Source organism: Streptomyces sp. NPDC058308 (assembly GCF_042880275.1).
Classification (GTDB): Bacteria; Actinomycetota; Actinomycetes; order Streptomycetales; family Streptomycetaceae; genus Streptomyces.
The window spans coordinates 39,315-53,545 of sequence record NZ_JBHVZA010000004.1; the positions used below are offsets into that span (position 1 = coordinate 39,315).

11 protein-coding genes and 1 riboswitch are annotated in these 14,231 nt (G+C 74.1%); of the genes, 7 read left to right on the forward strand and 4 right to left on the reverse strand.

Annotation, left to right across the window (positions count from 1 at the left end; genetic code table 11):
* Positions 1-72: 72 nt before the first annotated feature.
* Positions 73-912, forward strand: a complete 840-nt coding sequence (locus ACFVYL_RS07480; protein WP_389713558.1) for an IS5 family transposase — start codon at positions 73-75, stop codon at positions 910-912.
* A gap of 50 nt (positions 913-962) precedes the next feature.
* Here ACFVYL_RS07480 and cobN read toward each other — a convergent pair whose 3' ends face one another.
* Positions 963-4,568, reverse strand: coding sequence for a cobaltochelatase subunit CobN (cobN, locus tag ACFVYL_RS07485; protein WP_389713559.1), 3,606 nt, complete (start codon positions 4,566-4,568; stop codon positions 963-965).
* A gap of 37 nt (positions 4,569-4,605) precedes the next feature.
* A riboswitch (cobalamin riboswitch) is annotated at positions 4,606-4,722 on the reverse strand.
* Between the two features lie 120 nt (positions 4,723-4,842).
* Here cobN and ACFVYL_RS07490 point away from each other — a divergent pair.
* Genes ACFVYL_RS07490 through ACFVYL_RS07500 form a run of 3 tightly spaced genes read left to right on the forward strand, consistent with a single transcriptional unit; the run spans position 4,843 to position 8,299 of the window.
* Positions 4,843-6,126: a cobalamin biosynthesis protein CobG gene (locus ACFVYL_RS07490; protein ID WP_389713937.1), complete on the forward strand. Its 1,284-nt coding sequence runs from the start codon at positions 4,843-4,845 to the stop codon at positions 6,124-6,126.
* Positions 6,123-6,764 (forward strand): precorrin-8X methylmutase, encoded by a 642-nt coding sequence (locus tag ACFVYL_RS07495; protein ID WP_389713561.1) that lies wholly within the window; start codon positions 6,123-6,125, stop codon positions 6,762-6,764. Before ACFVYL_RS07490 ends, ACFVYL_RS07495 begins: the two co-directional genes overlap by 4 nt.
* On the forward strand, positions 6,761-8,299 hold the full coding sequence (locus ACFVYL_RS07500) for a precorrin-2 C(20)-methyltransferase (RefSeq protein WP_389713563.1): 1,539 nt from the start codon (positions 6,761-6,763) through the stop codon (positions 8,297-8,299). The genes ACFVYL_RS07495 and ACFVYL_RS07500 overlap by 4 nt, the downstream gene beginning before the upstream one ends.
* Positions 8,300-8,414: 115 nt before the next feature.
* Here the strand turns inward: ACFVYL_RS07500 and ACFVYL_RS07505 are convergent, their stop codons facing one another.
* Complete coding sequence (locus tag ACFVYL_RS07505) at positions 8,415-9,182, reverse strand: cobalt-precorrin-6A reductase (RefSeq protein WP_389713565.1); 768 nt, start codon at positions 9,180-9,182, stop codon at positions 8,415-8,417.
* A gap of 17 nt (positions 9,183-9,199) precedes the next feature.
* On the opposite strand from ACFVYL_RS07505, the gene ACFVYL_RS07510 reads away from it, so the two are divergent.
* Positions 9,200-10,339, forward strand: a complete 1,140-nt coding sequence (locus ACFVYL_RS07510) for a cobalt-precorrin-5B (C(1))-methyltransferase (RefSeq protein WP_389713566.1) — start codon at positions 9,200-9,202, stop codon at positions 10,337-10,339.
* An 84-nt stretch (positions 10,340-10,423) separates the two neighbouring features.
* On the opposite strand, the gene cobM is transcribed toward ACFVYL_RS07510, so the two are convergent.
* Together cobM and cbiE are read right to left on the reverse strand one after the other, a co-directional pair.
* Positions 10,424-11,173 (reverse strand): precorrin-4 C(11)-methyltransferase, encoded by a 750-nt coding sequence (gene cobM / locus ACFVYL_RS07515; protein WP_389713567.1) that lies wholly within the window; start codon positions 11,171-11,173, stop codon positions 10,424-10,426.
* Positions 11,170-12,420 (reverse strand): precorrin-6y C5,15-methyltransferase (decarboxylating) subunit CbiE, encoded by a 1,251-nt coding sequence (gene cbiE, locus ACFVYL_RS07520; protein WP_389713568.1) that lies wholly within the window; start codon positions 12,418-12,420, stop codon positions 11,170-11,172. Before cbiE ends, cobM begins: the two co-directional genes overlap by 4 nt.
* Positions 12,421-12,564: 144 nt before the next feature.
* On the opposite strand from cbiE, the gene tsaD reads away from it, so the two are divergent.
* Together tsaD and ACFVYL_RS07530 are read left to right on the forward strand one after the other, a co-directional pair.
* The gene (gene tsaD, locus ACFVYL_RS07525; protein ID WP_389713570.1) at positions 12,565-13,635 is read left to right on the forward strand and encodes a tRNA (adenosine(37)-N6)-threonylcarbamoyltransferase complex transferase subunit TsaD; all 1,071 of its coding nucleotides are present in this window, start codon (positions 12,565-12,567) and stop codon (positions 13,633-13,635) included.
* A 111-nt stretch (positions 13,636-13,746) separates the two neighbouring features.
* Entirely contained in the window at positions 13,747-14,139 is a 393-nt protein-coding gene (locus tag ACFVYL_RS07530; protein ID WP_389713571.1) for a cell division protein SepF, read from the forward strand.
* Positions 14,140-14,231: the final 92 nt, after the last annotated feature.

Genomic DNA, 14,231 nt, shown 5'->3' on the forward strand with positions numbered 1-14,231 from the left:
TTCACGCCGAATGCTTCAGCTTCAGTCTCGCGCGCCCTGCCGTCCCGCTCGCGCTTGCCGCCTCCTGGCAGTATGAGCGAACGGCAGCGGTATCCCAGCGACCTGTCCGATGCCCGATGGGCCCTGGTAGAACCGCTGTTGACGAGGTGGCGGGACGACAAGGCTCGCCGCGGGATCAACATCGGCACCCCGCCCCAGCATGATCTGCGCGACCTGCTCGATGCCATCCTCTACGTCGCCCGCACCGGCATTCCCTGGCGTTACCTGCCGCACGACTACCCGCACTGGAACACTGTTTACCAATACTTCGGCCGCTGGGAGAAGGACGGCATCTTCGAGCATCTCAATGCCCTGCTGCGGCGCCGGGTCCGCGAGGAAGAGGGCCGCAACGCGGAGCCGACGGGCTTTGTGATCGACGCCCAGAGCGTGAAGACCTCGACCAACGTTCCCGCCCGTGAACAGGGCGCTGACGTGGGCAAACGGATCGTCGGCCGCAAGCGCAGCATTATCATCGACACCACCGGCCTGATGCTCACCGTGCTGGTCACCGCCGCCAGCATCCAGGACTCCGTCGCCGGCGAGCTCCTCCTCAACCGCCTCGCCGCCGACCACCCCAGCCTCCGCAAAGGCTGGGCCGACCGCGGCTACCGCGAGTACCTCGTTGACCACGCCGCCCGCCTCGGCATCGACCTCGAAGTCGTCCGACGTGCCCCCGGCACGAAGGGCTTCAAGGTCCTGCCCCGCAGGTGGGTGGTCGAGCGCACCCTGGGCTGGCTGATGCACCACCGCCGTTTGGCCCGGGACTACGAAGCCCTGCCCACCCGTTCCACGGCCATGATCTACATCGCGATGATCGCCCTCATGACCCGCCGCCTCACCCACGAATCCACGCCAACCTGGCGAGGAGCATGAACCACATCAAGTACGCGGAACGGGATGAAACAACGGGTCAAAACGCCCTCTCAGCCCTCGTCCTCCAGGTTGCCCTCGGTCTCCAGGTAGGCCTGGCGCAGCGCTTCGAGCACCGCCGGGTCCGGCTTGGCCCACATGCCGCGCGACTCCGCCTCCAGGAGGCGTTCCGCGATGCCGTGCAGGGCCCAGGGGTTGGCCTCCTGGAGGAACTGACGGTTCGTCGGGTCCAGGACGTACGTCTCCGTGAGCTTGTCGTACATCCAGTCGGCGACGACGCCGGTCGTCGCGTCGTAGCCGAACAAGTAGTCCACGGTGGCGGCGAGTTCGAAGGCGCCCTTGTAGCCGTGGCGGCGCATCGCCTCGATCCACTTGGGGTTGACCACGCGCGCGCGGAACACCCGCGAGGTCTCCTCCACCAGCGTGCGCGTGCGGACCGTCTCGGGGCGGGTCGAGTCCCCGATGTACGCCTGCGGAGCCGTGCCCCGCAGCGCGCGCACGGTCGCCACCATGCCGCCGTGGTACTGGAAGTAGTCGTCCGAGTCCGCGATGTCGTGCTCGCGGGTGTCCGTGTTCTTCGCGGCCACCGCGATGCGCTTGTACGCCGTCTCCATCTCGGCACGGGCCGGGCGGCCTTCGAGGCCGCGGCCGTACGCGTAACCGCCCCACACCGTGTAGACCTCGGCGAGGTCCGCGTCGGTGCGCCAGTCGCGGGAGTCGATGAGCTGGAGCAGACCCGCGCCGTACGTGCCGGGGCGCGAGCCGAAGATGCGGGTGGTGGCCCGGCGCTCGTCGCCGTGTTCGGCGAGGTCGGCCTGGGCGTGGGCGCGCACGTAGTTGCGGTCGGCGGGCTCCTCAAGGGAGGCGGCGAGCCGTACTGCGTCGTCGAGCAGGCCGATGGTGTGCGGGAACGCGTCGCGGAAGAAGCCCGAGATGCGCAGCGTCACGTCGATGCGCGGGCGCCCCAACTCCTCGTACGGGATGGCCTCCAGGCCCGTCACGCGGCGCGAGGCGTCGTCCCAGACCGGGCGGATGCCGAGCAGGGCCATCGCTTCCGCGACGTCGTCGCCCGCGGTGCGCATCGCGCTGGTGCCCCAGAGGGACAGGCCCACGGAGGTGGGGTACTCGCCGTTGTCGGACTTGTACCGATCGATCAGGGAGTCGGCCAGGGCCTGGCCCGTCTCCCAGGCGAGGCGCGAGGGGACGGCCTTCGGGTCGACCGAGTAGAAGTTGCGGCCGGTCGGCAGGACGTTGACCAGACCGCGCAGCGGCGAGCCGGACGGGCCCGCGGGGACGAAGCCGCCGTTGAGGGCGTGCACCGCGTGGTCGAGCTCGGCGGTGGTGGCCGCCAGGCGCGGGACGACCTCGCGGGCCGCGAACTCCAGGACGGCGGCGACCTGTTCACCCTGGTCGCGCGGGATCGCCGCGAGGTCCCAGCCCGCGTCGTCCATCGCTTGGACCAGCGCGCGGGCCTTGTCCTCGGCCGCGTCGGCGCTGGTGCGCGTCGCCGCGGACTCGTCGAGACCCAGGGCCTCGCGCAGGCCCGGCAGGGCGGTCGTGCCGCCCCAGATCTGGCGGGCCCGCAGGATCGCGAGGACGAGGTTGACGCGGGCGGCGCCCGCCGGGGCGGTGCCGAGCACGTGCAGACCGTCACGGATCTGCATGTCCTTGATCTCGCAGAGCCAGCCGTCGACGTGCAGCAGGAAGTCGTCGAAGCCGTCGTCGTCCGGGCGGTCCTCCAGGCCCAGGTCGTGGTCGAGCTTCGCGGCCTGGATGAGCGTCCAGATCTGCGCGCGGATCGCGGGCAGCTTCGCCGGGTCCATGGAGCTGATCTGGGCGTACTCGTCGAGGAGCTGCTCCAGGCGCGCGATGTCGCCGTAGGAGTCGGCGCGGTCCATCGGCGGGACCAGGTGGTCGATGAGCGTGGCGTGCACGCGGCGCTTGGCCTGGGTGCCCTCGCCCGGGTCGTTGACCAGGAAGGGGTAGATCAGCGGCAGGTCGCCGAGCGCCGCGTCCGGGCCGCAGGCCGCGGAGAGGCCCGCGTTCTTGCCGGGCAGCCACTCCAGGTTGCCGTGCTTGCCGAGGTGGATCATCGCGTCGGCGCCGAAGCCGCCGTCGTCGGCGGACGCGGCGATCCAGCGGTACGCCGCCAGGTAGTGGTGCGACGGGGGCAGGTCGGGGTCGTGGTAGATCGCGATGGGGTTCTCGCCGAAGCCGCGCGGCGGCTGGATGAGGATGAGGAGGTTCTCGCGGCGCAGGGCGGCCAGGACGATGTCGCCCTCCGGGTCGCCGCCGTTGCCCACGCGGGAGCGGTCCAGGAACATCTCGCCGGGCGGCGGGCCCCAGTGCCCCTCGACGGACTCGCGCAGCTCGGCCGGGAGCGTCGCGTACCAGCGCTTGTAGTCGGCGGCGGGGATGCGCACCGGGTTGGCGGCGAGCTGCTCCTCGGTCAGCCAGTCCTGGTCGTGGCCGCCCGCGTCGATGAGCGCGCGGATCAGCTCGTCGCCGTCACCGGAGACCAGGCCGGGGAGGTCGGCCTCGGGGCCGAACGCGTAGCCCTCGGCGCGCAGCCTGCGCAGGAGCGCGACGGCGGAGGCGGGGGTGTCGAGGCCGACCGCGTTGCCGATGCGGGAGTGCTTCGTCGGGTAGGCGGAGAGGACCAGGGCGAGGCGCTTGTCGGCGGCCGGGATGTGCCGCAGGCGCGCGTGGCGTACGGCGATTCCGGCGACGCGGGCCGCGCGCTCGGCGTCGGCCACGTAGGCGGGGAGGCCGTCCTCGTCGATCTCCTTGAAGGAGAAGGGTACCGTGATGAGGCGTCCGTCGAACTCCGGCACCGCGATCTGGCTCGCGGCGTCAAGGGGCGAGACGCCCTCGTCGTTCTCCTCCCAGGCGGAGCGCGACCCGGTCAGGCACAGGGCCTGCAGGATCGGCACGTCCAGGCCGCTCAGCGCGCCCGCGTCCCACGACTCGTCGTCGCCGCCCGCCGACGCCTCGGCGGGCTTGGTGCCGCCCGCCGCGAGGACGGTGGTCACGATGGCGTCGGCGGCGCGCAGCTCGTCGATCAGCTCGGGCTCGGGGGCGCGCAGCGAAGCCACGTACAGCGGCATCGCGCGGGCGCCCGCGTCCTCGATCGCGCCGCACAGCGCGTCCACGAACGCGGTGTTGCCGCTCATGTGGTGAGCGCGGTAGTAGAGCACCGCGACGGTCGGGCCCTCGATGTCACGGGCGACGCGGTCCAGCGGCCCCCAGGACGGGGCGGGCGCGGGCGGCTCGAAGCCGTGGCCGGTGAGCAGCACGGTGTCGGAGAGGAAGCGGGCCAGCTGCTCCAGGTTGGCGGGGCCGCCGTGTGCGAGGTAGGCGTGCGCCTCGGCGGCGATGCCGACCGGCACGGTCGAGGAGGCCATCAGCTGGGCGTCGGGCGCCTGTTCGCCGGTGAGCACGACGACCGGGAGGCCGGTGGCGATGAGCTGGTCCAGTCCGTCCTGCCAGGCGCGGACGCCGCCGAGGAGGCGTACGACGACGAGGTCGACGCCGTCGAGCAGGGCGGGCAGCCCGTCGAGGTCGAGGCGGGAGGGGTTGGCGAACCGGTAGTCGATGGGGCCTCCCGCCGCGCGGGCGCTGAGCAGGTCGGTGTCGGAGGTCGACAACAGCAGAAGCATGCGGGCGCAGGCCTTCCTCGGGGTGTCCGCGCCCCGGGTGGTCGTATGGACGGCAGGAGTTCCTGGCTCACCCGGCGGCCGGGTTCACAGTGGCGGGACCGCGCCGGATTCGCACCGGGCTTCCTCCCTCGGGTCCTGGTGGACCCACGCCGTCGCTGGCGTCGGCGGACTTGGTAGCCCGCCGCCTGCATAGTAAGTCCTGCCCGCCGCGTGCGGGGCGGCCACCTGCCAGGACGGCCCGTCTCGGGAGGCGACCGGCCGGATCCGCGTGGGTATGCTCGCCGCCATGCCGCCCACCCGAGCCTCTTCCCCAGACCAGGGCGAATCCCTCATACGCGACCGGGGCGACGCCTGCCCCGGCGCCCTTCGCCTGCACCTCGCCGACGACGGCCGGCTCGCCCGACTCCGGCTGCCCGGCGGCCTCCTGACGTCCCGTCAGGCTGCCGTGCTCGGCACCGCGGCGGAGCGTCTTGCCGACGGGAACCTCAGCGTCACCTCGCGCGGCAACATCGAGTTGCGCGGCCTCGGCGACGCGTGCGGCGGCGAACTCTCCCGCCTGCTCGCCGACGCGGGCCTGCTGCCCTCCGAACGGCACGAGCGCGTGCGGAACGTCCTCGCGTCCCCGCTCGCGGGAACCGACGGACTCGGCCACGCCGACGTGCAGTTGTGGGCCCGTGAGCTGGACGGACTCCTCTGCGCGCGGGAGTGGACGACGGCGCTCTCCGGCCGCTTCCTCTTCGCCCTGGACGACGGGCGCGCAGACCTGGCCGGGATCGGCGCGGATGTGACCTTGATCGCAGAATCGGGCGGGACGGCGGTCGTACGCGTCGGGGGCGGCGCCTTCCGGATCGCCGGCGCCGACGCCCCGCGCGCCGCCCTCGCTGCCGCCGGCGCCTTCCTCGACGCCGTGCGCGCGGCGGGCAACGGAGCCTGGCGGGTCACGGAACTACCCGCGGGGCAGGACGTGGACCTGGCCGGAGCGCTGGAGCGGGCGGACGTCGCGGCCGAGCGGACCGAGCTCCCGGACACGGCCCGCGGCGCCCCGCCCGTCCCCGGCGCCGCCGGACACGCGGTCGCGGTGAACGCCCGCATCGGCCGGGTCACCGTCGCCCAGTGGCGGGCCCTGCTCCCGCTGCCCGCCGACGAGCTGCGGGTCACCCCGTGGCGCGGCTTCGTGCTCCCCGGCTTCGCCGACGCGGCCGCGGCCCGGGACCGGCTGGGCGAGCTCGCCGCCGCCGGATACGTCACCACCCCCGACTCGCCCTGGCTGGGGGTCGGCGCCTGCACCGGCCGTCCGGGCTGCGCCAAGTCCCTCGCCGACGTGCGCGCGGACGTGGTGCCGGGCCCCGGCGGGCTCCCCGTCCACTGGTCCGGCTGCGAGCGGCGGTGCGGGCATCCGCGCGGCGACTGGGCCGACGTCCTCGCCACCGGCGACGGGCGGTACGAGGTGACGGTGCGCACCGCGGGCGACGAGCGGGTGCCCGTGACCGGCGCCACCCTGACCGAGCAGGTCACCAGGGCACGTACGACCAAGACGACAACTACGTCCACGAGATGAGCGAGAGCACAGTGTTCGACTACGAGAAGGACGGCGCGGCGATCTACCGCGAGTCCTTTGCCACCATCCGCGCGGAGGCGGACCTCCACGGCCTGCCCGCCGACGTCAGCCAGGTCGCGGTCCGGATGATCCACGCCTGCGGGATGGTCGACCTCGTGAAGGATCTCGCCCACAGCCCGCAGGTGATCGCCGACGCCCGCAAGGCGCTGCGCGACGGCGCGCCGATCCTCTGCGACGCGAACATGGTCGCGAGCGGCGTCACGCGCAAGCGGCTGCCCGCCGACAACGACGTGATCTGCACGCTGGCAGACCCTGCCGTGCCGGACCTCGCGGCGCGGCTCGGCACCACCCGCAGCGCCGCCGCCCTCGAACTGTGGCGCGACCGCCTCGAAGGCTCCGTCGTCGCCATCGGCAACGCGCCCACCGCGCTCTTCCGCCTCCTGGAGATGATCGAGGAAGGCGCGCCGCGCCCGGCCGCCGTCCTCGGCATCCCGGTCGGCTTCGTCGGCGCAGCCGAGTCCAAGGACGCGTTGGCCGCACACCCCTCCGGCCTTGAGTACCTGGTCGTACGGGGGCGTCGCGGCGGCAGCGCGATGGCCGCGGCGGCGATCAACGCGATTGCGAGCGAGGCGGAGTGAACACCGAACAGCGCCCGCAGGGGCGGCTCTACGGGGTCGGCCTCGGCCCCGGCGACCCGTCGCTGATGACCCTGCGCGCCGTCGAGGTGATCGCGTCGGCCGACGTCGTCGCCTACCACTCGGCGCGGCACGGCCGGTCCATCGCCCGCTCGATCGCGGCCGCGCACCTGCGCGCCGACCACATCGAGGAGGCGCTGGTCTACCCCGTCACCACGGAGAACACCGACCATCCCGGCGGCTACCGCGGCGCCCTGGACGACTTCTACGAGGAGGCCGCGGCCCGGCTCGCCGTCCACCTCGACGCGGGCCGCACGGTCGCCGTGCTCGCCGAGGGCGACCCGCTCTTCTACGGCTCCTACCAGCACATGCACAAGCGCCTCGCGCACCGCTACCCGACCGAGGTGATCCCCGGCGTCACCTCGGTGAGCGCGGCCGCGGCCCGCCTCGGCGAGCCGCTGGTGGAGGCCGAGGAGGTCCTCACCGTGCTGCCCGGCACGCTCCCCGAGGAGGAGCTCGCCGCGCGCCTCGCGGCGACGGACTCTGCGGTCGTCATGAAGCTGGGCCGCACGTTCGGGAAGGTGCGCGGCGCCCTGGAGACCGCGGGCCGCCTCGACGAGGCCCGCTACGTCGAGCGGGCCACCATGGCGGGCGAGCGCACCGGCAGACTGGCCGAAGTGGACCCGGAGTCGGTGCCGTACTTCTCCGTGGCGGTGCTGCCGAGCCGGGTCGCGCCGCTGACCGGCGGCCCCGCGCCCGAGCCGCCGGGCAGGGCCCCGGAGCGCGGCGAGGTCGTCGTGGTCGGCACCGGTCCAGCGGGACCGCTGTGGCTGACCCCCGAGTCGCGCGGCGCGCTCGCCGCCGCCGACGACCTGGTCGGCTACACCACGTACGTCGACCGCGTGCCGCACCGCCCCGGCCAGCGGCGGCACGGCTCCGACAACCGCGTCGAGTCCGAACGCGCCGAGTTCGCCCTGGAGCTGGCGCGGCGCGGGCGGCGGGTGGCCGTCGTGTCGGGCGGCGACCCGGGCGTCTTCGCGATGGCCACGGCCGTCCTGGAGGCGGCCTCGCAGGACGCGTACGCGGACGTTCCGGTACGGGTGCTGCCCGGTGTGACGGCCGCGAACGCGGCGGCGGCCCGGGCGGGGGCCCCGCTCGGCCACGACTACGCGACGATCTCCCTCTCCGACCGGCTCAAGCCCTGGGAGGTCATCGCGGAGCGGCTCGCGGCGGCCGCCGCCGCGGATCTCGTCCTCGCGCTCTACAACCCGGGCTCGCGCAGCCGCACCTGGCAGGTGGGCAAGGCACGGGAGCTGCTGCTCGAACACCGGGCGCCGGACACGCCGGTCGTTCTCGGACGGGACGTGGGCGGCCCCGAGGAGTCCGTCCGTGTGGTGCGGCTCGCGGACCTCGATCCGGCGGAGGTCGACATGCGGACGCTGCTCATCGTCGGCTCTTCGCAGACGCGGGTGTCGCGGCGGCGCGGGGGCGGGGAGCAGATCGTCTGGACGCCGCGCAGGTATCCCGAGGACGGGTAGGCGGCTTGTTCTCTGCTGGTGTGTTGTGGCTGGTCGCGCAGCTCCCCGCGCCCCTTACGGGGGCGCAGCCCCGCTTTTAGCAGCCCCGCTTTTAGGGGCGCGGGGAACCGCGCGCTCAGCCACGGAACACCCGCACCTGGCCGTGCAGCAGACGCACCCAGTCGACGGCTTCCTCCGGTGTGGCGACCTCGGGGACGTCCCCCGGCAGGGCAGGGCGCCGGACCACCACGACAGGAACCCCCGCCTCGCGTGCGGCGACAAGCTTCGGGGCCGTCGCCGCGCCGCCGCTGTCCTTCGTCACGACGACGTCGATCCGGTGCGTACGGAGCAGCTCGCGCTCCCCGTCGGGCGTGAAGGGCCCCCGGTCGAGGAGGACCTCCATGCGGGCGGGATACGGCGGCTCGGGGGCGTCGACGGAGCGTACGAGGAACCACAGGGCTGCCGTCCCGGGGCCCGCGAACGCCGCGAGGCCCATCCGCCCGGTGGTGAGGAACACCCGCTCGCCCAGCGCGGGCAGCACCCGTGCCGCCTGCTCCAGGGAGTCGACCGGATGCCAGTCGTCCCCGTCTTCCGCGACCCACCCGGGCCTGCGCAGGGCGAGCAGGGGAACATGGGCGGTGGCGGCGGCCTGCGCCGCGTTGAACGAGATCGTCCCGGCGAAAGGATGGGTGGCGTCGATGAGCGCGTCCACGTGGTGCTCGGCCAGCCACGCCGCCAGCCCCTCGGGCCCGCCGAAGCCACCGACACGGACCTCGCCGGGCGGCAGCCGGGGCGCGGCGACCCGGCCCGCCAGGGAACTGGTCACCCGCAGTGCCGGGTCGCCCGCGAGGAGCTCCGCCAGCCGGCGCCCCTCGGTCGTTCCTCCCAGAATCAGTACGTGCACGGAGTTCGGTTCCCTTCATGAGTGAGGCAAGCGGGGCGGGCGAGGCCAAGGGCGGACGCGGCGCCCAACTCAAGCACACCGGGCTGCGGCCCGGCTGGACGACCGGAGCCTGCGCGACCGCGGCCACCACCGCCGCGTACACGGCCCTGGTCACCGGCGACTTCCCCGACCCGGTGACCATCACGCTGCCCAAGGGCCAGACGCCCGCCTTCGCGCTTGCCGCCGAGGAACTCGGCACTTCCCACGCCATGGCGGGCATCGTCAAGGACGCGGGCGACGACCCGGACGTCACGCACGGCGCGCTGGTGCGGTCGACGGTGCGGCGGCTGCCCGCCGGTGCGGGCGTCGTCTTCCGGGCGGGTCCTGGTGTGGGCACCGTCACCCGTCCCGGGTTGCCCCTCGACGTCGGCGAGCCCGCCGTCAACCCCGTGCCGCGGCAGATGATGCGGGACCACGTGGCGCTGGTGGCCGAGCGCGCCGGGGTCACGCCGGACGTCGAGATCACGATCTCCGTCGACCACGGCGAGGAGATCGCCCGGTCCACCTGGAACCCGCGCCTCGGCATCCTCGGCGGGCTCTCCATCCTCGGGACGACCGGCATCGTCGTCCCCTACTCCTGCTCGGCGTGGATCGACTCGATCCGGCGCGGCGTGGACGTGGCGCGGGCGGCCGGGCGCACGCATGTCGCCGGGTGCACGGGGTCGACGTCGGAGAAGACCGTCGTCGCCGAGTACGGGCTGCCGGAGGACGCCCTCCTCGACATGGGGGACTTCGCGGGCGCGGTCCTGAAGTACGTACGCCGTCATCCGGTCGACCGCCTCACCGTCTGCGGCGGCTTCGCCAAGCTGTCGAAGCTCGCGGCGGGCCACCTGGACCTGCACTCGGCGCGCTCCCAGGTCGACAAGGGCTTCCTCGCGGAGCTCGCCCGCGCGGGCGGGGCGTCCGACGCCCTCGCCACCGAGGTGGCGACCGCCAACACCGGCCTCGCGGCGCTGCAATTGTGCGCGGCGGCCGGGGTGCCACTCGGCGACCTGGTGGCGCTCACGGCAAGGGACGAGGCACTCGCGGTGCTGCGGGGCGCCCCCGTAGCGGTGGACGTCATCTGCATCGACAGGGCGGGAACGGTGGTGGGCCGCAGCGAGGTCCGCGCCCCTTAAGGGGCGCGGGGAACTGCGCGCCCAGCCACAGCCGAGCCGCAGCCGACGAACAGCCCCCGCCTGCATCCCTGCGGGACGCCCCGCTCAGCACACGTGCCGGTCCCGCTCCGCCGAGTACAGGTGGCTGTCCCGGAACTGGGAGGCGCCCAGCGTCCGCCCCACCATGATGACTGCGGTCCGCAAGATCCCCGCCGCCTTCACCTGCTCCGCGATGTCGCCGAGGGCACCCCGCAGGATCACCTCGTCGGGGCGGCTGGCCAGGGCGACCACGGCGACGGGGCAGTCGGCGCCGTAGTGCGGCAGCAGCTCCTCGACCACGCGGTCGACGTAACCCGCGGCCAGGTGCAGGACGAGCAGCGCGCCGCTGCGGCCGAGCGTGGCCAGGTCCTCGCCCTCGGGCATGGCCGTCGCCCGCTGGGCGATGCGCGTGAGGATGACGGTCTGGCCGACGGTCGGCACGGTCAGCTCCCGCTTCAGCGCGGCCGCCGCGGCGGCGAACGCCGGGACGCCCGGCACCACTTCGTAGGGCACCCCGGCCGCGTCGAGCCGCCGCATCTGCTCGGCGACCGCGCTGAACACGGAGGGGTCGCCCGAGTGCAGCCGCGCCACGTCGAGCCCCTGCTCGTGTGCGTGCACCAGCTTCTCGGTGATCTGGTCCAGGTTGAGCTGGGCGGTGTCCACGAGCTGGGCCCCGTCGGGGCATTCGGCGAGCAGTTCGCGCGGCACCAGGCTGCCCGCGTACAGGCAGACCTGGCAGGCGGCGATCCGCCGCGCGCCGCGGACCGTGATCAGGTCGGCGGCGCCGGGACCCGCGCCGATGAAGTACACGGTCATCGTTGTTGTTCTCCAGACTTGGTGACGGACCACTGGGTGACCGGCATGGCCTGCCGCCAGCCGGTGAAGCCGCCGACGGGGACGGCCTGCGCGACCGCGAGCCGCACCAGTTCGCCGCCGTGGCGCCGGTACCACTCGGTGAGCAGCGCCTCGGACTCCAGCGTGACGGTGTTGGCCACCAGGCGCCCGCCGGGCGGCAGCGCGGCCAGGGCGGCGTCGAGGAGGCCGGGCGCGGTGAGGCCGCCGCCGATGAACACGGCGTCCGGCGTGGGGAGTCCGGCGAGCGCGGGGGGCGCGGCGCCGGTGACGACGCGCAGCGCGGGCACGCCGAGCCGCTCGGCGTTGCGGGTGATCCGCGCCGCCCGCACGGGGTTCTTCTCCACGGTGACGGCACGGCACGACGGGTGCGCGCGCAGCCACTCCACGGCGATCGAGCCGGAGCCGCCGCCCACGTCCCAGAGGAGCTCGCCGGGGGCGGGCGCGAGCGCGGCGAGCGTGGCGGCGCGGACGTAGCGCTTGGTGAGCTGCCCGTCGTTCTCGTACGCGGCGTCGGGCAGGCCCGGCACGGCGCCGAGGCGCAGCGCGTCGGGGGAGCGCAGACACTCGACCGCGACGACGTTCAGGGCGTCACCGGGCGCGTGCGACCAGGTCTCCGCGGTGCCCTCGTACGACGACTCGCCCTCGCCGCCGAGCTGTTCGAGGACGCGCAGCCGGCTCGGGCCGAAGCCGCGCTCGCGCAGCAGGGCGGCGACCTCGCCGGGCGAGGCCGCGCCGGCGCTGAGCACGAGGAGGCGGCGCCCGTCGTGCAGCGCGGCGGCGAGCCGGGCGACCGGGCGGCCGACGAGCGTGACGACCTCGGTGTCCTCGACCGGCCAGCCGAGGCGCGCGCAGGCGAGGGAGACGGCGGACGGGTGCGGGAGCACGCGCAGCGCGGCGGCGCCCAGTTCCTCGGTCAGGGCCCGCCCGATGCCGTAGAACATGGGGTCGCCGCTGGCGAGGACGGCGACGCGGCGCCCCGCGTGGGCGGCGAGCAGGCCGGGCACGGCGGGCCGCAGCGGCGAGGGCCAGGCCACGCGCTCGCCCGGGCAGCTGCCTGCGGGCAGCAGGTCGAGCTGGCGGGGGCCGCCGATCAGGACCTCGGCGTCGGAGAGGGCCGCGCGCGAGGGCGCGGGGAGCCCGTCCCAGCCGTCGGCCCCGATCCCGACGACGGTGACGGCCGGTATGCCTGCGGGGGATGCGGGGGTCACTGCTGGTACCTGACCTCGGGGTTCGGGAAGGGCTGCGCAGCCGCACTCTACTGGGGACCGGGCGGCGTACCCTTATTGCGAACTACTTGCAATAAGCCGTGCGGCCGTACCGCGCGGCCCTCTGGGCAGAAAGGCCACAGCGCGATGGACTCTCCGGTGGTGCTCGGCATCGAGTCGTCCTGCGACGAGACGGGCGCGGGCCTCGTCCGCGAAGGGCGGCTGCTCGGCCACGCGGTGGCGTCGAGCATGGACGAGCACGCCCGCTACGGCGGCGTCGTCCCGGAGATCGCCGCCCGCGCCCACGTGCACGCGCTCACCCCGGTGGTCCGCAGGGCGCTGGACGAGGCGGGCCTGCGGATGTCCGACATCGGCGCGGTCGCCGTGACCACGGGCCCCGGCCTCTCCGGCGCCCTCCAGGTCGGCCTCGCCGGCGCGAAGAGCCTCGCGTACGCCCTGGACGTCCCGCTGTACGGCGTGCACCACCTCGCCGGACACGTCGCCGCCGACACCCTGGAGCACGGCCCGCTGCCCGACCCCTGCATGGTCCTGATCGTCTCCGGCGGCCACACCTCGCTCCTCCTCGTACGCGACCTGGCGCGCGACCCGATCGTCCACCTCGGGGACACCCTCGACGACGCCGCGGGGGAGTGCTTCGACAAGGTGGCGCGGGTCTTCGGGCTGCCCTACCCGGGCGGCCCCGCCATCGACCGGGCCGCGCGCGAGGGCGACCCGGCCGCCGTGCCCTTCCCGCGCCCGCTGACCGGGCCGCGCGACACCCCGTACGCCTTCTCCTTCTCCGGGCTGAAGACGGCCGCCGCACGCTGGGCCGAGGGTCACGCCGGGCGGCCTCTGCCGGTCGCCGACGGCGCGGCCTCGCTCCAGGAGGCCGTGGCCGACGTGCTCACCCGCAAGGCGGTCGCGGCCTGCCGCGAGTACGGCGTCGGCACGCTGGTCGTGGTCGGCGGCGTCGCGGCCAACTCCCGTGTGCGCGCCCTCGCCGAGGAGCGCTGCCGGGCGGCGGGCGTCACGCTGCGGGTCCCGCCGCTGCGCCTGTGCACCGACAACGGAGCGATGATCGCGGCGGTCGGCGACCTCCTGGTGCGCGCGGGTGCGGAGCCCGCGCCCCTGAACGTCTCCATCGACCCTTCCGCGCCGCTGGAGTTCGCCTCGCTCAACCCGCTCGGGGCGCGGGGAGGGGCGAGGGCGGCCGCCTGACGGAGGGGGGTGTCGAGGGTGGCATCCGTGTCGGTGTTGGGCCGAACGGGTGACTTGGCGTAAGAATTGGCCGGTGCAGAGAACAAGTACGAGCCAGGACGGGGTGGGCAAGTGAGCAGCAGTCAGCGCCACGACGTCACCGACGAACAGTGGGAAGGGCTCGCCCAGGTCGTACCGCTGCGCAGCCGCAACGAATGGCCTTCGTGGCCCGGGCACCGCGCGCTGCCCGACGCGGAGACCGAGACGCGGCGCCGGTTCGTGGTGATGCGGGTGAACGTCTTCTCGGACGCCCGTGAGGTCGCCGAGACCGTGATGGCGCAGATCCCGGTCCTTCTCGATCTGACCGGCGCGGAGACCGAAGTGGCCAAGCGTGTACTGGACTTCAGCAGCGGCGTGGTCCTCGGCCTGGGCTGCGGAATGCACCGGGTCGACAAGAACGTCTTCCTCCTCGCCCCGCCGGGAACGGAGGTTCAGGGGCTGGTGGACGCGGTCGCGCAGTCCTGAGGATGTGCGGCTGTAGCTCCTCGGAGCCCGGCCCGGGGGACCTTCGGGGGTAATCCCTCGATCGTAGGAAAGCCGGTTCGGCGTAACGGTTC